14 protein-coding genes and 1 pseudogene are annotated in these 16,140 nt (G+C 68.3%); 8 read left to right on the top strand and 7 right to left on the bottom strand.

All coding sequences use genetic code 11. The features are described 5' to 3' along the window. Positions 1-12: 12 nt before the first annotated feature. The 3 genes from MDN94_RS00720 to MDN94_RS00710 form a co-directional block, all read right to left on the bottom strand. Positions 13-351: an antibiotic biosynthesis monooxygenase family protein gene (locus MDN94_RS00720; RefSeq protein WP_482724073.1), complete on the bottom strand. Its 339-nt coding sequence runs from the start codon at positions 349-351 to the stop codon at positions 13-15. A 293-nt stretch (positions 352-644) separates the two neighbouring features. Next, on the bottom strand, positions 645-1,316 hold the full coding sequence (locus MDN94_RS00715; RefSeq protein ID WP_482724072.1) for an O-methyltransferase: 672 nt from the start codon (positions 1,314-1,316) through the stop codon (positions 645-647). Positions 1,317-1,332: 16 nt separating this feature from the next. After that, complete coding sequence (locus MDN94_RS00710; RefSeq protein ID WP_482724071.1) at positions 1,333-2,448, bottom strand: DUF2330 domain-containing protein; 1,116 nt, start codon at positions 2,446-2,448, stop codon at positions 1,333-1,335. Between the two features lie 315 nt (positions 2,449-2,763). Between MDN94_RS00710 and MDN94_RS00705 the strand changes: the two genes are divergently transcribed. Further along, a complete protein-coding gene (locus MDN94_RS00705; protein ID WP_482724070.1) occupies positions 2,764-4,788 on the top strand; it encodes a bifunctional glycosyltransferase 87/phosphatase PAP2 family protein in 2,025 nt (674 codons plus the stop codon). A 51-nt stretch (positions 4,789-4,839) separates the two neighbouring features. On the opposite strand, the gene MDN94_RS00700 is transcribed toward MDN94_RS00705, so the two are convergent. Further along, positions 4,840-5,259 (bottom strand): ATP-binding protein, encoded by a 420-nt coding sequence (locus tag MDN94_RS00700; RefSeq protein WP_482724069.1) that lies wholly within the window; start codon positions 5,257-5,259, stop codon positions 4,840-4,842. Between the two features lie 89 nt (positions 5,260-5,348). On the opposite strand from MDN94_RS00700, the gene MDN94_RS00695 reads away from it, so the two are divergent. The 6 genes from MDN94_RS00695 (at position 5,349) to MDN94_RS00670 (ending at position 10,040) form a co-directional block, all read left to right on the top strand. Further along, the gene (locus MDN94_RS00695) at positions 5,349-6,191 is read left to right on the top strand and encodes a helix-turn-helix domain-containing protein (protein WP_482724068.1); all 843 of its coding nucleotides are present in this window, start codon (positions 5,349-5,351) and stop codon (positions 6,189-6,191) included. Further along, on the top strand, positions 6,166-6,435 hold the full coding sequence (locus MDN94_RS00690; protein WP_482724067.1) for a DUF397 domain-containing protein: 270 nt from the start codon (positions 6,166-6,168) through the stop codon (positions 6,433-6,435). The genes MDN94_RS00695 and MDN94_RS00690 overlap by 26 nt, the downstream gene beginning before the upstream one ends. Continuing rightward, the gene (gene bla, locus MDN94_RS00685; protein ID WP_482724066.1) at positions 6,432-7,376 is read left to right on the top strand and encodes a class A beta-lactamase; all 945 of its coding nucleotides are present in this window, start codon (positions 6,432-6,434) and stop codon (positions 7,374-7,376) included. Before MDN94_RS00690 ends, bla begins: the two co-directional genes overlap by 4 nt. Positions 7,377-7,779: 403 nt before the next feature. Then, positions 7,780-8,307 carry a hypothetical protein gene (locus tag MDN94_RS00680; RefSeq protein ID WP_482724065.1) on the top strand — a complete coding sequence of 176 codons (528 nt, stop codon included), beginning with the start codon at positions 7,780-7,782 and terminating at the stop codon, positions 8,305-8,307. 12 nt (positions 8,308-8,319) lie between these two features. Then, positions 8,320-9,345: a COG1470 family protein gene (locus MDN94_RS00675; RefSeq protein ID WP_482724064.1), complete on the top strand. Its 1,026-nt coding sequence runs from the start codon at positions 8,320-8,322 to the stop codon at positions 9,343-9,345. 251 nt (positions 9,346-9,596) lie between these two features. Beyond that, positions 9,597-10,040: a hypothetical protein gene (locus MDN94_RS00670; RefSeq protein WP_482724063.1), complete on the top strand. Its 444-nt coding sequence runs from the start codon at positions 9,597-9,599 to the stop codon at positions 10,038-10,040. Between the two features lie 134 nt (positions 10,041-10,174). Here the strand turns inward: MDN94_RS00670 and MDN94_RS00665 are convergent, their stop codons facing one another. The 3 genes and pseudogenes from MDN94_RS00665 to MDN94_RS00655 form a co-directional block, all read right to left on the bottom strand. Continuing rightward, positions 10,175-11,323, bottom strand: a complete 1,149-nt coding sequence (locus MDN94_RS00665; RefSeq protein WP_482724062.1) for an FG-GAP repeat domain-containing protein — start codon at positions 11,321-11,323, stop codon at positions 10,175-10,177. Between the two features lie 749 nt (positions 11,324-12,072). Then, a pseudogene (locus tag MDN94_RS00660) lies at positions 12,073-12,345 on the bottom strand (steroid C27-monooxygenase); the annotation flags it as partial. A gap of 188 nt (positions 12,346-12,533) precedes the next feature. Beyond that, positions 12,534-14,912, bottom strand: coding sequence for a DNRLRE domain-containing protein (locus MDN94_RS00655; RefSeq protein WP_482724061.1), 2,379 nt, complete (start codon positions 14,910-14,912; stop codon positions 12,534-12,536). Positions 14,913-15,053: 141 nt separating this feature from the next. On the opposite strand from MDN94_RS00655, the gene MDN94_RS00650 reads away from it, so the two are divergent. Then, on the top strand, positions 15,054-15,539 hold the full coding sequence (locus tag MDN94_RS00650) for an SMI1/KNR4 family protein (RefSeq protein ID WP_482726960.1): 486 nt from the start codon (positions 15,054-15,056) through the stop codon (positions 15,537-15,539). The last annotated feature ends 601 nt before the right edge of the window (positions 15,540-16,140 follow it).

The raw sequence follows: 16,140 nt of genomic DNA, 5'->3' as shown, positions 1-16,140 counted from the left end.
GCAGGGCGTCGGCTAGGACTGCGTCTTGGGCGCGGCCTGCTGCACGACCTCGAACGACCACACGGTGGACCCGGTGGCGGCGGGCTTGGGACGCTCGCCGCCACCGCCTTGCGCGCCGCCGCCTTGGTGGGCGGCCTTCATCGGCCCCTCCATCCAGGCCTGGAACGAGGCCTCGTCACGCCAACGGGTGTACACCAGGTACTGGTCGGTCCCCTCGACGGGCCGCAGCAGCTCGAACCACTCGAACCCGTCGGAAGTCTCGACGGCGCCGGCACGGGAGGCGAACCGCTTCTCGAGGACGTCGCGCTGCTCGTCGGGGACGGTGAGGACGTTGATCTTCACGATGCTCATGCGGCCATCCTGCCGCACGGGGCGGTCTCCCCCACCCGCGCCTTCCCGCTGTACCGATGTGCGGCTCAGCCGCGTGGGGCTCCGCCCGGACCCGCCCCCGCGCTCCGCGCGACGTTTCCTGGGCTCGCCCCGGTCGGGAGGGGGCGGGGTGGGAAAGCCCCGCCCAGCGCGTCAAGCGCGCCCCGCCTCACGCAGCGGTCAAGCCCCGCGGCCCGCACGGGCGCAGCGGCATCACGCCCGTCCCGTGCCGGGCGGTCACGTCCGCCACGCCCGCGCAGCGCCGTCACGCGCCGTCACGCGACCACCCGCGCCACCAGCAGCCCGTCGTACCCCTTCACCCCCACCGTCTGCAGTGCCGTCGCGTCCAGCCTCGGCTCGCGGGCGACCAGGTCGAACATCTCGCGCGTGCCGAGGATCGACGGGTCCTCGCTCTTCGTGTCGATGACGCCGCCGCCACGCACCACGTTGTCCACGATGATCAGGCTGCCCGGGCGGGTCAGGCGCAGCGCCCACTCCACGTAGCGGGCGTTGTTGCGCTTGTCCGCGTCGATGAAGACCAGGTCGAAGGGGCCCGCGCCCGGTTCCGCCGCGATGCGCGGCAGGGTGTCGAGGGCCGCGCCCGTGCGGACCTCCGCGATCTTCGCCAGGCCGGCGCGGGCGATGTTCGCGCGGGCCACCTCCGCGTGGGCCGGGTCGTACTCGAGCGAGATCAGTCTGCCGTCCTCCGGCAGCGCCCGCGCCAGCCAGATCGTGCTGTAGCCGCCCAGCGTGCCGATCTCCAACGCTGTGCGCGCGCCCTGTGTCTGCGCCAGCAGATGGAGCAGTTTGCCTTGATTGGGGGCGACGTTGATCTCGGGGAGCCCCGCCGCCCCGCTCGCCGCGAGGGCCTCGGTGAGGGCCTCGTCCTCCGTCACGAGGAGATCACTGATGTAACCGTCCACGGCCTGCCATTGATCCTGAGTCATACCGTTCAACCTACTTTCACGCGGCCGTTCCCGGCGTCGGCGTGCGGCGGCTCGCCCGTACGCGCAGCAGCGACAGGGCCGCCACGGCGACGACTGCGGCCCCGCCGCCGACGGTCAGGAACCACACCGGCACACCGGCGACCGTCAGCAGGTCGTCGTCCCAGATCACCCGCCGAAAGGGTGTGTCCTGCGCGGTGGCCACGAGTTCGTGGTCGCCGTTGATCCGGCCGGGCTCGGGAAAGTGCTGGTCGAGTGCGGTGAGGAAGCGTTCCTTCCCGCCGGTGAGGCGGCCGACCGCGCCGCGCGGCTCGACCTTCCCGGCGAACGTCACCTCGGGTTCGGAGCCGCCGATGGTGCCGCGCGGTTCCATGCGGTGCGGCGCGAGTACGAACAGGCCGAGCGACTGGGCCGTCGTCGCGCGCCGGGACAGCCGCATCGGGTAGACGAGCTTCTCGCTGGCGAAGCTGAGCCGCAGCGGGTCGAGCGTGCCGTCGAGCGTCGTGCCCTTGGTGCTCGGCGCCAGCCGTACGGCCACGTACTCCCAGCCCGCGTCGACATACGGTTCGAGGTCCTTGTCGAGACCCTGGGGCAGTTCGAAGCCGTTGTCGGCGAGCCAGTCGCCGAGCGCGTCCGGGTCGGTCGCCGTCAGCCGGGCCACGTCGAAGTCACCGAGACGTTCCCGGCCGACGACGCCGACCCCTGGGGCGGCGGCGCCCGGCTGCGGTGCGCCGGCGCCCGCGCCGTCCGTTTCGTCGAAGGGCCAGTCCCCGCTCCGTGGCCAGAAGTAGTGGCGCGTACGGTGCACGGGCGCGGCGATCTCGACCAGTTCGTCGAAGAGGGCGCTGTCCGCGAGTTCGACGTCCGCCCGGCTCGGCACGGGCATGATCCACGCCGCTTCCGGCGCGTCCGAGTCGACCGTGAAGCGCATGACGATCTGCTCCGTACGGCCGTCCCAGTCGATCACCGACGACTCCCGGGCCACGGAGAACTCCGCGTTCCGGTCCACCACCATCGCGCCGCAGCCACAGGCGTAGGCCGGGCTGATCAGCGATCCGAGTTGCAGTGCGAGTACCGCCAGCAGCACCGTGACCAGGCGCGCGCGTACCCCGAATTCTTGTATGTTCCCCCGCATACCGTCTGTGACGGCACCATGAACATCATCGGTTCCGGCCCGGACGACTCTGTTCCGCAACGGTCCGGTGTGCCGGTCCACCAGCCCTGGTCCGGCGGAGGCCGGCGGCCCGGCGGCGATCGGGCGGCCGGCGTTATGGCCGAAAGGAATTCGGCCATAACGGGGCGACAGTCAGGCGAACAGACGGTTGCGTAGGTCTTCTCCAAGGGGTTGCGTAGGTCTTCTCCACGGGGCAGCGCGACGCTCTACGGACGCTCCGTGGACCCCGGAACAGCACACACCAGGCCGACAGAACGGTGGGAGGCTCGGCGCGACGTGGCGAACGCGGAACGCAGCGTGCGCGGTAGTGCGACGGCGGATTCGAAGGTCGGCGCGGCCCGGGCCGCGTTGTGGCTCTTCGCGGCCGTGCTCGCCGTACGGCAGACAGCGGCCGTCCTGACCAGCCCGCCCGGTGAGCGGCTCACCGACCTGGGGACGTGGATCGGCGAGAGCGGCGTACTGCGCCTCCCCGGCTCCCTCTACGACGAGGGCCGGTTCACCGGCACCCCGTTCGCCGGGCTGGTGCTCAAGCCGCTCGCCAGATCGGCGGAGCAGAGCCTCGGTGTCGCCTGGACGTTCGGCACGCTGCTGCTCGTGGTGCTCCTCGGCCTCGTCGCGGCGCGTGCCCTGCCGATCCCCGTCTCCCGCCGCAGCACCCTGCTGGCCGCGCCGGTCGCCATCAGCCTGCTGATGCTGTCGCTCCCTGTTCGCAACAGCTTCCACCTCGGCCAGACCAGCATCATCCCGGTGCTGCTCGTCCTTCTCGGCTGCCTCGCGGTGCACGGCGAGAGACCCGCGGGCCTTCTCATCGGCGTCGGCGCCGCCCTCCAGCCGACCGTCCTGCTCTTCCTACCCCTGCTGTGGTTCACCGGCCGCCGCCGGGCCGCGGTGGCCTCCGCCGGCACCTTCGCCGCCCTGTCCGCCCTCGCCTGGGCGGCGATGCCCGGCGACTCGTGGGCGTACTGGGTGCACCACGTCGCGGGCGCCGGTCTCGGCGAGAGCCCCGACAGCCTCGCCAACCAGTCCCTCCACGGTGCTCTGCTCCGCTTCGGCCTGGAGGGTCCGCTCGAGATCGCCGTGTATCTGCTCCTCGCGGCGGCGATCGTCCTCTTCGGTCTGCGGCGTGCCGTCCGCTACGCCGACGACGGCCAGTCGCTGCTCGCCGTCGCCCTCACCGGCTGCGTCGCCGTCGCCGTCTCGCCGACCGCCTGGCATCACCAGGTCCTGTGGGTGCTGCTCGCCGTCGTCGGCCGTGTCGGCCGGCGGGCCTGTGACCGGATGCTGTGGCCGGTCCTCGTCGTCCTCGCGGTCACCCTGCCCGGCGACATGCTGCTGCCCAACATCACGGTGCTCCACCCGGTACGGGACAACGCGCTCCTCGTCGCGGCGCTGGCCGCGGCGTGCGCCGTGCCGTTCCTGAGGCTCGACTCGCCGTACTTCCGCCGCCCCGTCCCGACCGAGTACGCCGCATCCGCCCCTGCCCGCTGGGCGCGCGTACCGCTGCTGCCGTTCTGGCGGCGGGTCCTCAGCCGCCCGAACCTCCTGCTGGAACTACTCGTCATCCGCGTCGGCTACTCGGTCTACTCGCACATCCGCGCCGCCGCGACCGGCAGCGTGCGCACGGCGGAGGAACACGCCCGGCAGATCCACGCCGCGGAGGGCGCGCTCGGCATCGACCTCGAGCACTGGGTCAACCGGGCCGTGGTGCGGACCGAGTGGCTCGAAGCCTTCTTCGACTTCTATTACACGTCGTTCCACTTCGCGGTCCCGCTCGCGATCCTCGGCGTCCTCTATGTCCGCCGGCCGTCCGACTACCGCTGGGCCCGCGCCTCGCTCGCCTTCGCGACGGTCCTCGCGCTCCTCGGCTTCTGGCTCTACCCGCTGGCCCCGCCGCGCCTCATGCCCGGCATGGGCTTCATCGACACCGTCCACGGCCCGCAGGACCTCGCCAATCCCGACTACGGTGCGATGACCGCCGTCACCAACCAGTACGCGGCGATGCCGTCGCTGCACTTCGGCTGGTCGCTGTGGTGCGGACTGGTCGTGCTGGTCCTCGCGCCGAGGCTGTGGATGAAGCTGCTGGCGCTGCTGCACCCGCTGTTCACGGTCTGCGCGATCGTCGCCACCGCCAACCACTGGGTGCTCGACGCAGCGGGCGGCGCGGCGGTGGTCGGAGCGGGCTTCGGCCTGACGTACGTACTCGCGGGTCGCAGGAAGCTGCTGGTCCCGGCGAGGTCCGTCCCGCCGGCGAGGTCGGCCGACGACGCCGACGACAAGGAGACGGCTGCCGCACGCGTGTGAACCCGGGGGCACGGGCCTCGGCCCCTGCCCCCGGGGTGTGGATCGCCGCGTTCAGTCATCGTCCGCCAGGTCGGCGGGTTCCGCCACTTGGGCGACCTCGAACCAGACCGTCTTGCCGGTTCCGCGCCGGTCGTCGACGCCCCACTTGTCGACGACGGCCTCCAGCAGCGCGAGCCCCCTGCCCGACTCGTCGTCGGCACCCGCCTGCTGCGGCACGGGCAACTGCATGCACCCGTCCGACACTTCGACCCGCACGCCCTGCGGCTGCCGCAGGATGAGCAACCCGCAGCGCCCGCCCGGCACATGGCGCACGACATTGGCCAACAGCTCGGTCACGGCCAGCTCGACGGCATCGGTCAGCTCCCGCAGCTTCCACAGGCTCAGACAGCAGCGGACGATCCGCCGGATGTGCCGGGCGGAGTGGGCGCCTGCGGTGAAGCGCATACCGTACTGAGGAATCTCTTCGTTCACGCTACGACCGTGGCCTGCGGTGACTACGCTCGGCCACCGAACGTACGCAACGTGCGGTGCAGTTGCCGCAGTTGAACGAGGGGTCCGCCATGCCCGACATCCGCCACCTCAACGCCCTCGACCCGGCCGCGTCACCGCTCGACTACTACGGCTACGAGCTGCGCAGACACCGCGAGACGGCGGGCCTGACGCAGAAGCAGCTCGGCGCGATCGTGAACTACACGGGCTCGCTGGTGGGGCAGGTGGAGACGGCGCGGAAGCTGCCGACGGCGGAGTTCAGCGAACGCGTCGACGCGGCGCTGGGCACCGGCGGGCTGCTGTCGCGGCTGCTGGGTCTGGTCCTGCGCAGTCAACTTCCGGCCTGGTTCCAGCAGGTGGCGGAGCTGGAGGCGCGGGCGACGGAGATCTGCACCTTCCACACGCACTTGGTGCACGGACTGTTGCAGACGCGGGGCTACGCTCGTGCGGTACTGGGGGCGATGGAGGTGGCCAACCTGGACGACCGCACGACGGTTCGTCTTGCGCGTCAGAGCATCTTTGAGAAGCAGGCGCCGCCTGTCCTGTGGGCAATCTTCGGCGAGGCCGCGCTTCGACAGGAGATCGGCGGCCGGGAGGTGATGCGGACTCAACTGCGGCACCTGTTGTCCTACACGGACGACCCGCGAGTGAACATCCAGGTGTTGCCGTTCAAGGCCGGTGTCCATGCCGGACTGCAAGGCTCATTCGACCTGTTCCGCTTCACGAGTGATCCGTCCATCCTTTACACCGAGGGTTACGCGGCCGGCCATCCGACGGCCAACCCGGAAACGGTCAAGGACTGTTCGCTCCGTTACGATCACCTGCAGGCCGCAGCCCTCTCCATCAAGGACTCGGCGCAGCTGATCCGGGACATCATGGAGGAGCGCTATGGGGAGCACGACGAAGTGGCGTAAGTCCACCTACAGCGGCGACCAGGGCGGCTCATGCGTCGAGTGCGCCCCCCTCGGCGGCGCCGCCTGGCGCAAGTCGAGCTACAGCAGCGACCAGGGCGGCGACTGCGTCGAGTGCGCCGACATCGCCCACGGTGTCGCCGTGCGGGATTCCAAGGACGTCCGCCGCCCCGCGCTCCACGTCTCCCGGGACGCCTTCGCCGCGTTCGTCGCGGCGGCGGCCAGGGGGGGCCTCCGGGCGTCATGACGTCCTCGGGACCGGCCGTCACACGCCGCGCCCTCCTCGGCGCGGCGGTGCTGTTACCCCTGGCCGGGTGCGCCAGGAGCAAGCCGGTCCCGGCTTCTTCGCCGCCGGCGGCCCCGTCCTCCTCCGCCTCCTCCTTTTCGCCTGCTCATCGGCACGACCGGCTGGTCGAGCTGGAGCGGACGTACGACGCCCGCCTCGGCATGTACGCCCTCGCCACCGGCAGCGGCGAGGTCATGGCCCACCGGGCCGACGAACGGTTCGCGTTCTGCTCCACGTTCAAGGGCCTCGCGGCAGCCGCGGTGCTGGACAGGAACCCGCTGTCCCACCTGGACACGCTCGTCAGGTACACCGAGGCGGACCTGCTGAAGAACGCGTCCATCACGCCGCGCCACGTCTCCACCGGTATGACGATCCGCCAGCTCTGCGACGCGGCCGTCCGCTACAGCGACGGCACCGCGGGCAACCTGCTGCTCCGCGACCTCGGCGGGCCGGCCGAGCTGACGGCGTACGCACGCGGCCTCGGCGGCGCGGTCACCCGCATGGACCGGATCGAGCCGCTGATCACGGAGGCCGCGCCGGGCGATCCCCGCGACACCACGTCCCCACGGGCGTTCGGCTCCGACTACCGCGAGATCGTGCTGGGCGACGCCCTGCCGCCCGCGAAACGCGCCTTCCTTCGCGACCTGCTGGAGCGCAACGCCACCGGTGCCGGCGCGGCGCGGGTCCGGGCGGGCGTGCCGAAGGGCTGGACCGTGGCCGACAAGACCGGGACGGGCTCCTACGGCACGCTCAACGACATCGCCGTCGTGTGGCCCCCGAAGTCGGCGCCGCTCGTCATCTCGATCATGTCCAGCAAGACCACGGAGGACGCCGCCTACGACCAGGCCCTCATCGCCGAGGCCGCAGCGTACGCGGTGGCAACGCTGGCTCCGCGGGGGTAGGCCGGACGCTCAGGGGTCTCCGGCAGAGCGGTTCTTCGGCGGAGACTCGCCGTCGCACTCCACCAAGTGGCGCTGTGCCGGGGAAGCCCTGTGGGCATCCACCCGTGACCCGCGACCGGAGTTCCGACCGGACAGTTGCGGGAAGCGGACGCTCCGACGTCCAGGCCACGTGCGCCGACCAGGAGCTCCCCGCCGTCAAGGGCGTCCCTGGCACCACGACCTGCAGGTCGGCGCCGGACCGCCGACCGGACCTGGGCCGGAGGTACCCGCCCGGGAGACGGCGGTGGGCTGTTCGGCCCCACTCCGTAGCACCATGGGGTGACTGCTGAAGCGCTTCTCGGGGATCGGAGGTGGTATGGCGGGGAAGAGTCCGACGAACCGATCACGCCAGCTCGGAGCAAATATGCGCTTTCGAAATGCCGCCGTTGCCGCTGTCGTGGCGTCCGGCGCTGTCATGCTGACGTCCGCGCCTGCGACGGCGGTCGACACTACTACCACGTTCACGGTGACGGCGACGACGGGCTTGACCGCCAGCGCGCCCGGCAGTAGCACTCTGTCCGACGCGGCTCCGGGTGGTCAGGCAACTGGGGCCCTGGGCACGGTGACGGTGAACGACCAGCGTTCCCAGCTGAGCACGACGTGGACTTCCACGGTGTCGCTGAGCACGCCCTTCACGACGGGTACCGGCACGGCCCCGGAGACGATTTCGGGTGCCAATGTGAACTATGCCCCCGGCGCAGCGACCGCCGAGACCAATCCGCCGCACACCGCCGGTACGGCGGGAAGTCTCGCCTCGGCCCGTACGGCGTTCTCCCGCACCAGCGGTGACGGCGCGAACTCAGTCAGCTGGAACCCGCAGCTGACCGTCACCGTGCCGGCGAGCAACGTGTCCGGTGCCTATTCCGGCGTCATCACCCACTCGGTGGCGTGAGCACCTGACGACGTGCAGAAACCATCGACGCTGTTCCGGATCCTGGGCGCGGCCCTGGCCGTGCTCATGGGCGCATCCCTTGTCTTGTCCGACTCGGCATCGGCCGCCCCCTCCGAGGATTCGGCCGATGCAGGGTTCATCGGCTTCCGTCTCCTCGAAGCTCCGGTGGTGCGACGGGACGATCCACGAGCGCTGCAGTACATCGTCGACCATCTGAAGCCGGGAACCACCATCCAACGGCGGTTCGAGGTGAGCAACGAGACCGGAGTCCCGCGTCGGGTGAGCCTGTATCCGGCTGGTGCCGAGATCGCCGAGAACAGGTTCACCTTCGCCGAGGGCCGGGCACCCAACGAACTGAGCGAATGGACCCGCGTCGACCCTCCGGTCCTGCGTCTGGCACCGCGGGAGAAGGCCGAGGCCCGTGTCACGATCAAGGTGCCGGAGACGGCGGCGCCGGGTGAGCGCTATGCGGTCGTGTGGGCGGAGAGCGGAACCCCGCCGGACGCCACTCACAACATCGGAAGCGTCACCCGCGTAGGCACGCGGGTGTATCTGGACATCGGCGACAGTGGAGAGTATGCCGACTTCAAGATCCACAAGCTCGTCACCCTGCGGAGCGAGGACGGCCGGCCGAGTGTCGTGGCCCATGTACGCAACACGGGCAGGCGGGCGCTGGATCTGAAGGGGAAGCTCTATCTCTCGCACGGCCCCGACGGGCTGGAGGCGGGCGGACATCCGGTGACCGAAGGCACGACGCTGCCTCCCGGGGGTGCGGGGACGGTTCGCGTCGACCTCGGCAGGCGTCTGCCCGCAGGTCCGTGGACAGCACGGCTGCACCTGGAAAGTGGACGGGTCAAGCGCAGCTTCACCAGCCGCTTGAGCTTCCCGGAGCCCGGTGGCACGGCCTTGGCGTGGCTGGGGGATCTTTCGGACCGTAAGTTCTGGTACGGCACGGCGGGTCTTGTGTCCACCGGGGTGGGCGCCGCCGGGGTCCTTTTCGTCCTGCGGCGCAGACGATCGGCGCAGAGCCGGCGATGAGCGGTGCCACGGCTGAAGGGGTGAACTGCCCTGACGGATCGCCGACACCGCGCGCATGACGCCCCCGGCCACCGGAGACGTGGTGACAATCGGTCCAATGATGGGGCTTTGAAGGGAGCAGGGTGGGAGTGCGATGCTCCTCGTGGCCCCGACTCGCGTTGCGGATCGGGGTCCAAGGCATGATGTGCGTGAGCTGCCTGGTGGGGCCTCCGGGAGGGGCCGCTGAGGCGGAAGCCAGGACAGTCGGCCGGGTGTTCGCGATTCCGCAGGCTCTGCTGGCCCCCTCGGTGACCGCGCCTGCCTCGGCGACCATGGGGGCGGCGCAGCCAGGGCAGACGATGACCGTGCAGCTCGGGCAGGTGCGTGTGGCCAACGGCGGTGCTCGCCGGTGGACCGCGACGGTGTCGGCAGGCAACTTCACCACCGGGAGCGGCACGGCGGGCGAGACGATTTCACGTTCAAGGCTCTCGTACTGGTCCGGCCCGATGGTCTCGTCATCGGGCACTGGCACCTGGACCCCAGGTCAGCCCACCTCGACCGACGCGGAGACCCTGGACGTCCCGCGCACGGCCTTCACCTATCTGGGCCAGATGAGCAGCACTGCGGTGGTCTGGCGGCCGACGCTGGTGATGTCGGTGCCTGCCTCCGCGGTGGCAGGTGCCTACACCGGCACGGTGACGCACTCGGTCGCCTGATGGCTGCCCCGTCATCCCTGGCCCGCGGGGGATTATGGGACAGGCCTCAGGGCCTCTCGTTCGGGCCAGGCCGGCTCGCGGGCCTGATCCGAACGAAAGACCCCGGCGCCGGATGGCTGTGGCGCCGTCCGCCTCTACGGCGTCGTGGTGTTGAGGAGCACCGATAGCGAGTCCTCGGTGTAACTGGCGGTTGTCACGTCAGGACGGGTGTCCTCGTTGAACTCCCCCACCGCCACGCCGAACGGTGCCTCGTCGACAGCGAAGGCCACCTTGGTGGCGAAGGTGCCGTTCCCGTTGCCCGGGAGTACCGAGACGGTGTTGTCGAAGCCGTCACCCGTCATGAGGTCGAGAGCCGAGTCACCGTCAAGGTCGGCGACGGCCAACGAGAACGGTCCGGAACCCGTGGTGTAGTCGACTTTGGTGTCCAATGTGCCGTCACCATTGCCCAGCAGAACCGACAAAGAGGCACTGTCCAGATTGGCAACCGCCACGTCTACGTTGCCATCGACGTCGAAGTCGCCCACCACGGCCTGATTCGGCAGGGGTCCCGTCGTGTAGTCGACTTTGGTGTCGAACGTCCCGTCCCCGTTACCCAGCAGCACCGATACGGTGTCGGAACCGAAGTTGGACACCACCAGGTCGACGTTGGCGTCCTCGTCGAAATCGGCTGTCGCCACACCGTACGGACTTGTCCCCGTTCCGTAGTCGACTTTGGTGTCGAACGTCCCGTCCCCATTGCCCAGCAGGATCGACACGGCTGCCCCGTCGGAGGCGGTGACGGCCAGGTCGGCGTTGCCGTCCTCGTCGAAATCGTTCGTGGCCAGCTTGTAGGGCCATGTGGCGGTGCCGTACGTGACCCTGGCGTCAAAGGTGCCGTCTCCGTTGCCCAGGAGGATGGACACCGTGTTGTCGAGGGTGTCGGCCGTCACCAGGTCGATGTCGCCGTCCTCGTTGAAGTCGCCGAGCTGGATTCCGTCGGGATAGTCACCGATGGCGTAGGCGACCTTGGCGTCGAAGGTGCCGTCTCCGTTGCCCAGCAGCACCGACAGCGTGTCGTCGTCCGAGTCGACCGTGGCTTGGTCGTCGAAGCCGTCCTCGTCGAAGTCGGCTACCAGAACGTCTGTGGGAGCACCCCCTGTTGCGTAGTCGACGTGGGTAGCGAAGTCCGGTGCGGCCGCCCATGCGGTGCCCTGCGCCGTGAACAGGGTCATGACCGCCACCAGGACCGCTACCAGGAAACCGCGGCCCCTCCAGCTTCTGACGGTCGGACGGTTCGGTGTCATGATGCCTCCTTTGTGTCTGGGTTTGTTTTTTTCCGAGCACGAGGGCCTGAAAATGTCAGACCATGACGTATGGCGACGCGAGAACCCCTCCCGGAAAGGACCTCGGGCAACGAGTTGCGGGAAAGAGCGAACTCATCGTGCAGAGGACACCCCGAGTGGGAAGAAACCGTCGCGGGGGATCGACAGCAGGTATCTGTCCGACCGGTTCACTCAGAGGAACAGCGTCCCCGTGAATGAATCCACTCACACCGTCCTGCGCCGCGGACGGACCGTCAATGACGAAGCGACCGTAGTTCCGCGTGATGTGAAGCGCGCATTATTTCGGAGGGGTCGCGAAGAACCCTCCGATTCGCTCCGGAGCCGCCCACGAGCCGGTGCATGACCAGGGGGGAATTCGAAAAAGGGCGCGCCCATCGAACAGGGCTCGCTCAAACCTTTTCCCTCGTACGGTAGTTCGGTAACCGTCGGCTCGGTTTCCGTACTGTTTCCGACGCCGTGGTCGCGTAGGGCAGGGCGGGGGCGGTACCGGCAGCAGTCGCGGACCGCCCTTGGGTCACCTGCTGGGACGACGGCTGTACCGGACGATGCTCTACTGGGCGCTGTCGGCGGTGCAGGGCGATGCCCGCCCGGCCTCCTCGTCGAGACCCGCACCTTCAGCTCACGAGTCGTCAACGTCCGCCACCGCGTGTCGCGCCGGACCTTGCTCCAGAAGGTGTCGACATGCTGGGTGGGTTGTCCGGGAAGGTCGCGGGCGGGTCCATGTTCAGCATGATCAGCTTCTGGACCTCGATCTGGTCACGGCTGATGGACTCGTTGAAGCGGATGACGGCCGTGTTGGTCCAGGAGGAGAAGAGCTCCGGGTGCGTGGAGACGTGCCGGACGTCCGCGTGCCGGGTGACGACCCAGTAGCCCTCGTCGTCGAAGCCGGAGATGCCGGCGGGCTGTTCGCACCACCAGACCGGCGCGGTGCGCCGCATCTCGGCGAACTCGGGATTTGGGACAGGGGCCTGGAGGAACGCTATGGGGGGGGCACGATGGAGTGGCGAAAGTCCACCTACAGCGGCGACCAGGGCGGCTCATGTGTCGAGTGAGCCCCCTCGGCGGCACCGCCTGGCAAAAATCTCGGCAACCGCACGAGTTCGATGTGCAGGTCAGGTGAACGGATCGGGGGACCGGCGATGTGCCGATCCCCCGCGTCATGGTTCCCTGCTCAGCCCAAGATCTTCAGAGCTGCCCAGCCGGCCTCGCCGGCAGTAATGCGGACGTCGTGAGTGGTGGACTTGCCCGGGTAGAAGTAGAGCAGCCCTTCCGTCGTGACAGCCCACAAGTCGGGAACGCCATCTCCAGTGGCGTCGGGCGTCCCGTGCAGCATGGGCATCATGGTTCTGCTCCAGCCGCCACTGCCGTACAGCTCGTCGGCACCGGTTCCGGAGTCGGCCGCCAGAGCCAGGGAATTCAGGTCGACGCCACCACCTGAAGCGGGCTTTCCATGGCGCAGGAGGAGCCCGCGACCTGCTTCTTCGCCGCGCCAGAGAAGGTCGGCGACACCGTCTCCTGATATGTCGGCGACATTGACAATGTCACGGGTGTCCCAGCTGCCGTTGGCGAGCAGCCGTGCTTCCGTGAAGGCGCCGCCGGTGTATCCGGTGAACGCCCAGAGTTGGATGCCGATCTTGGCGAAGGCGTCCGGTCGCCTGTCGCCTGTGATGTCCCCCACTACCTTGATCTGAGTGAGAGTCGCCGGGTCGGGTGCACCTTGGGGCATCTGGACCACCAGGCGTCGGCCGACGTCGAAGCCGCCGTATCCGTCGCCCGGGTAGAGGTAGAGCCTGCCGTCGGGCATACGGGCGAGAAGATCGTTGATGCCGTCGCCGGGGTACCAGTCCGTCGCGTGACTGATCAGTGCGGGCTTGCCGTCGGCTCCGACCCACAAGCCGTCCTCGACCAGGGTGTCGTTGCCGTGGGCTGCAGGCATGTGAATGTTGACGTCACCCTTGTCGCCGGCGTACTGCCGCAGGTTTCCGGCCCCGTCGACGGCGAGGAGATCGGGTTGCGCGTCACCGGTGAGATCACCGGGTGCGTCGCCGGTGTCTCGGGGAGAGACGTAGAACAGGAATTTGGTGGGGGTGGGTGAGGAGTTGCCTGCGGAGTCGTGGGCCTTCACGTAGAGGACGTTCAGTGCAGATGTCGGAGGCTTGAGGGTGACAGTGGCAGAGGCACCGGCGCTGACACTGACACTTTTGTCGTATGCCCCTGAGTTGAAGGAATAGCTGTAGCGCACCGTGTCCGTCGAGCCGTCCGGACTGAACGTGAAGGCTCCCGAAGTGCCGAACTTGGCTTCGCTCCAGTCCTTTCCGCTTCCGTCGTCCTCAGGGAACGTGGTGGAGGTCACCTTCGGTGAGTTGGGCGCAGTTGCGTCATAGACGAAGCCGCAGTTGACGACACCGGGTGGCGCGTAGGTGGAGGCTGCACCAGTGGAGTCGATGGCACGTACGGCCCAGAAGTATGTCTTCCCGTTGTAGAAATTGGTACTGGTTCCATCGGCGCCGTCCAGTGTGATGCTGGCGTTGCCCGTGGAGGTGTCGACCAGCCTGTTGCTGTCGTAGATCCGTGCACTGCTTCCGGACTGCCATACGGCGAAGTGGAGGTTCTCCAGATCACCATCAGGGTCGGAACTGTGTGCCGCGAAGGTCAGGTCGCTCTTGCCGACGGATGCGTACGGGCTCGTGGTGTCGCAGTCCGGACCCGGTTCCATCGTCAGTTTGGTGGGTTCAGCGGGCTTTCGGTTGTAGCTGATGATGATCTTGGGCGCGGACTCACCCTCTGCGGTGAACTTCTTCCAGGAGTACGAGGAAGTCTCGTTGGTGGCGTACAGGCCCATGGTGAAGCTCAACCACCCTCCGTCGGCGGCTTTTTGTGCAATGGACTTGGCGCTGACGTCGACATATGCGTCCGGGCACTGGGAGTTGTAGCCGTTCGCGAAGGAATCGGTCCAGATGTGGGTCTCTTTGGAGGGTTGCTGGTTCCAGGTGGTTGATGGAGAGATCCCCGCGGTGTGCCATACCTGCATCTCTCGGGGCTGGCACGACCAGGCGTAGGTCTCCCGCAGCCTGATGGTGGCGGAATTGACCGTCGCGCCTTTGAAACTGGTGGACCAGCCGAGGCGGAAGAAGGAGCGGGACAGGCCATTTGTGGTCGACTCGTAGCCGACGCGCGCCTCGGTCGTGCCGCTGTTGTAGTTGGCGCCGTCGTAGAAGCTGGAGGTGGGGTGCTTTTGGTAGACCGTGGTCCAGTTCTTGGTCTTGCCGGTGATGGACGGATCGATGAAGACCGGCCAAATGGTGTCTCTCGCGGTCAGCAGGGACCGGTCCGGAGTAACGAAGAGCTCCGCCGAAGAGCTGCCCTGCCCAGTGAGAACTTCACCGCGTTTCCGGCGCCGAGCTTCACGTTGACGTAAGCGCTGCCGGTCTGATCCGACCCCGTGAGGCGGCGGGCGAGCGGCGTCGTGCGGCGGCGGCCGGAACTCCCTACTCTGGTGTTGCCGGGCATGCGCCAGATGCGATGTGGCTGGGTCATGGGAAGCCGCCAACCTGGATCGATATGACTAAGCGGGTGAACAGTAGTCTTTCTGCCCAAGGGCAGCGCTGCCCGGTGGGGTGCAGTCCTAGGAGGTTCGTACTCGTAGATAACAGGGGTAGCGGTGTCTGATTGGTCGGCGCTTTTTGCAGAAATGGAAACGGCTAAGCGTAGGTTGGCGGTCAGCGACCGAGATGGGCTCTGGCGGCATGAGTCACGTCAGCCTCCGGCCGCATCGGAGCGGATCGCGGAGATCGCTACAGTGACACACTGTCCTGTGGACCCTGAGTATGCCGATTTCCTGCTGCATGCGGACGGTTGGCCGGCCATCTTGCAGGACATCGACCTGTTTGGGACGGCGGACTTCGGTAGTGTCGCTTACGCCGAGGCCGAGGAACTCGTGCGTGTGATCGAGGATGAGGTGCAGATTGAGCGAGGAGGGGATTTCTCCCGCCTGATTCCCATCGGTGCGTCACGAACGGACATCGACATCCTCGTCATGCCGTGTGCGAGTGGGTCGAATCGAACGGCGCCGGTTATCTGGCTTGCTGGCGGGGAAATCGAAAGATATCGAACCTTCTCGGATTTCTTCCGAGGGATGATCGCCGAGAATCTTGCTGAGGCTGACTCTTTGGCGTGAGTCTCCCAGAAGTCATCCTTTAGTCGCGATAGCAAATTTGAAGCCCCGCCGGGTGTGTCCTGGCGGGGCTTCTGCGTGGGGTGACGGCAGTAGTTGACGGCAACGTCAGTGGACGGTGGCTCCGCACGGCGGCGGGTCTGCGTCGTTGCCGCGGTTGACTCGTCGCTGACAGGTTCGAACAGCGCATGGAGCCGGTGTCCACGCGCGGTTGTGAGGAATTGGCAGGCTCCGTCGGCGGTGAGGGGGTCGAAGCGCCGGGGCCCCGTCACCGAGACCCAACACCTGCATGATCGCCTGGATGAGGGCAGGCGCCGACGTGCTGAAACCGATCGCACGCGGTGGAGCGGTGGGGCGCAGGGTGAGCTGTTCAGAGTTTCTTTACTTGATCTAAGGGCGTCCCGCTGACGCGGGCCGCCGCGCGCCGGCGGCCGGTGACCGCCGCCCGCTCCTGTCTGCCGCCCCGCGGGCGACGGCCGCCGACCACTCGGCGCGCAGAGCCCGGGAGCGTAAGCCGGACCGCCAATCGGAAGCCCCGGTCCCGACCGCTCAGCAGCAGACTGGCCGGGCACCTGAATGGCTGCCCGGCGGGATCGCGCCGTCC

This window comes from Streptomyces sp. WAC00040 (assembly GCF_056835925.1).
Note: the sequence above shows the minus strand (reverse complement) of the source record. Positions and strands in the feature narration are given on the sequence as shown.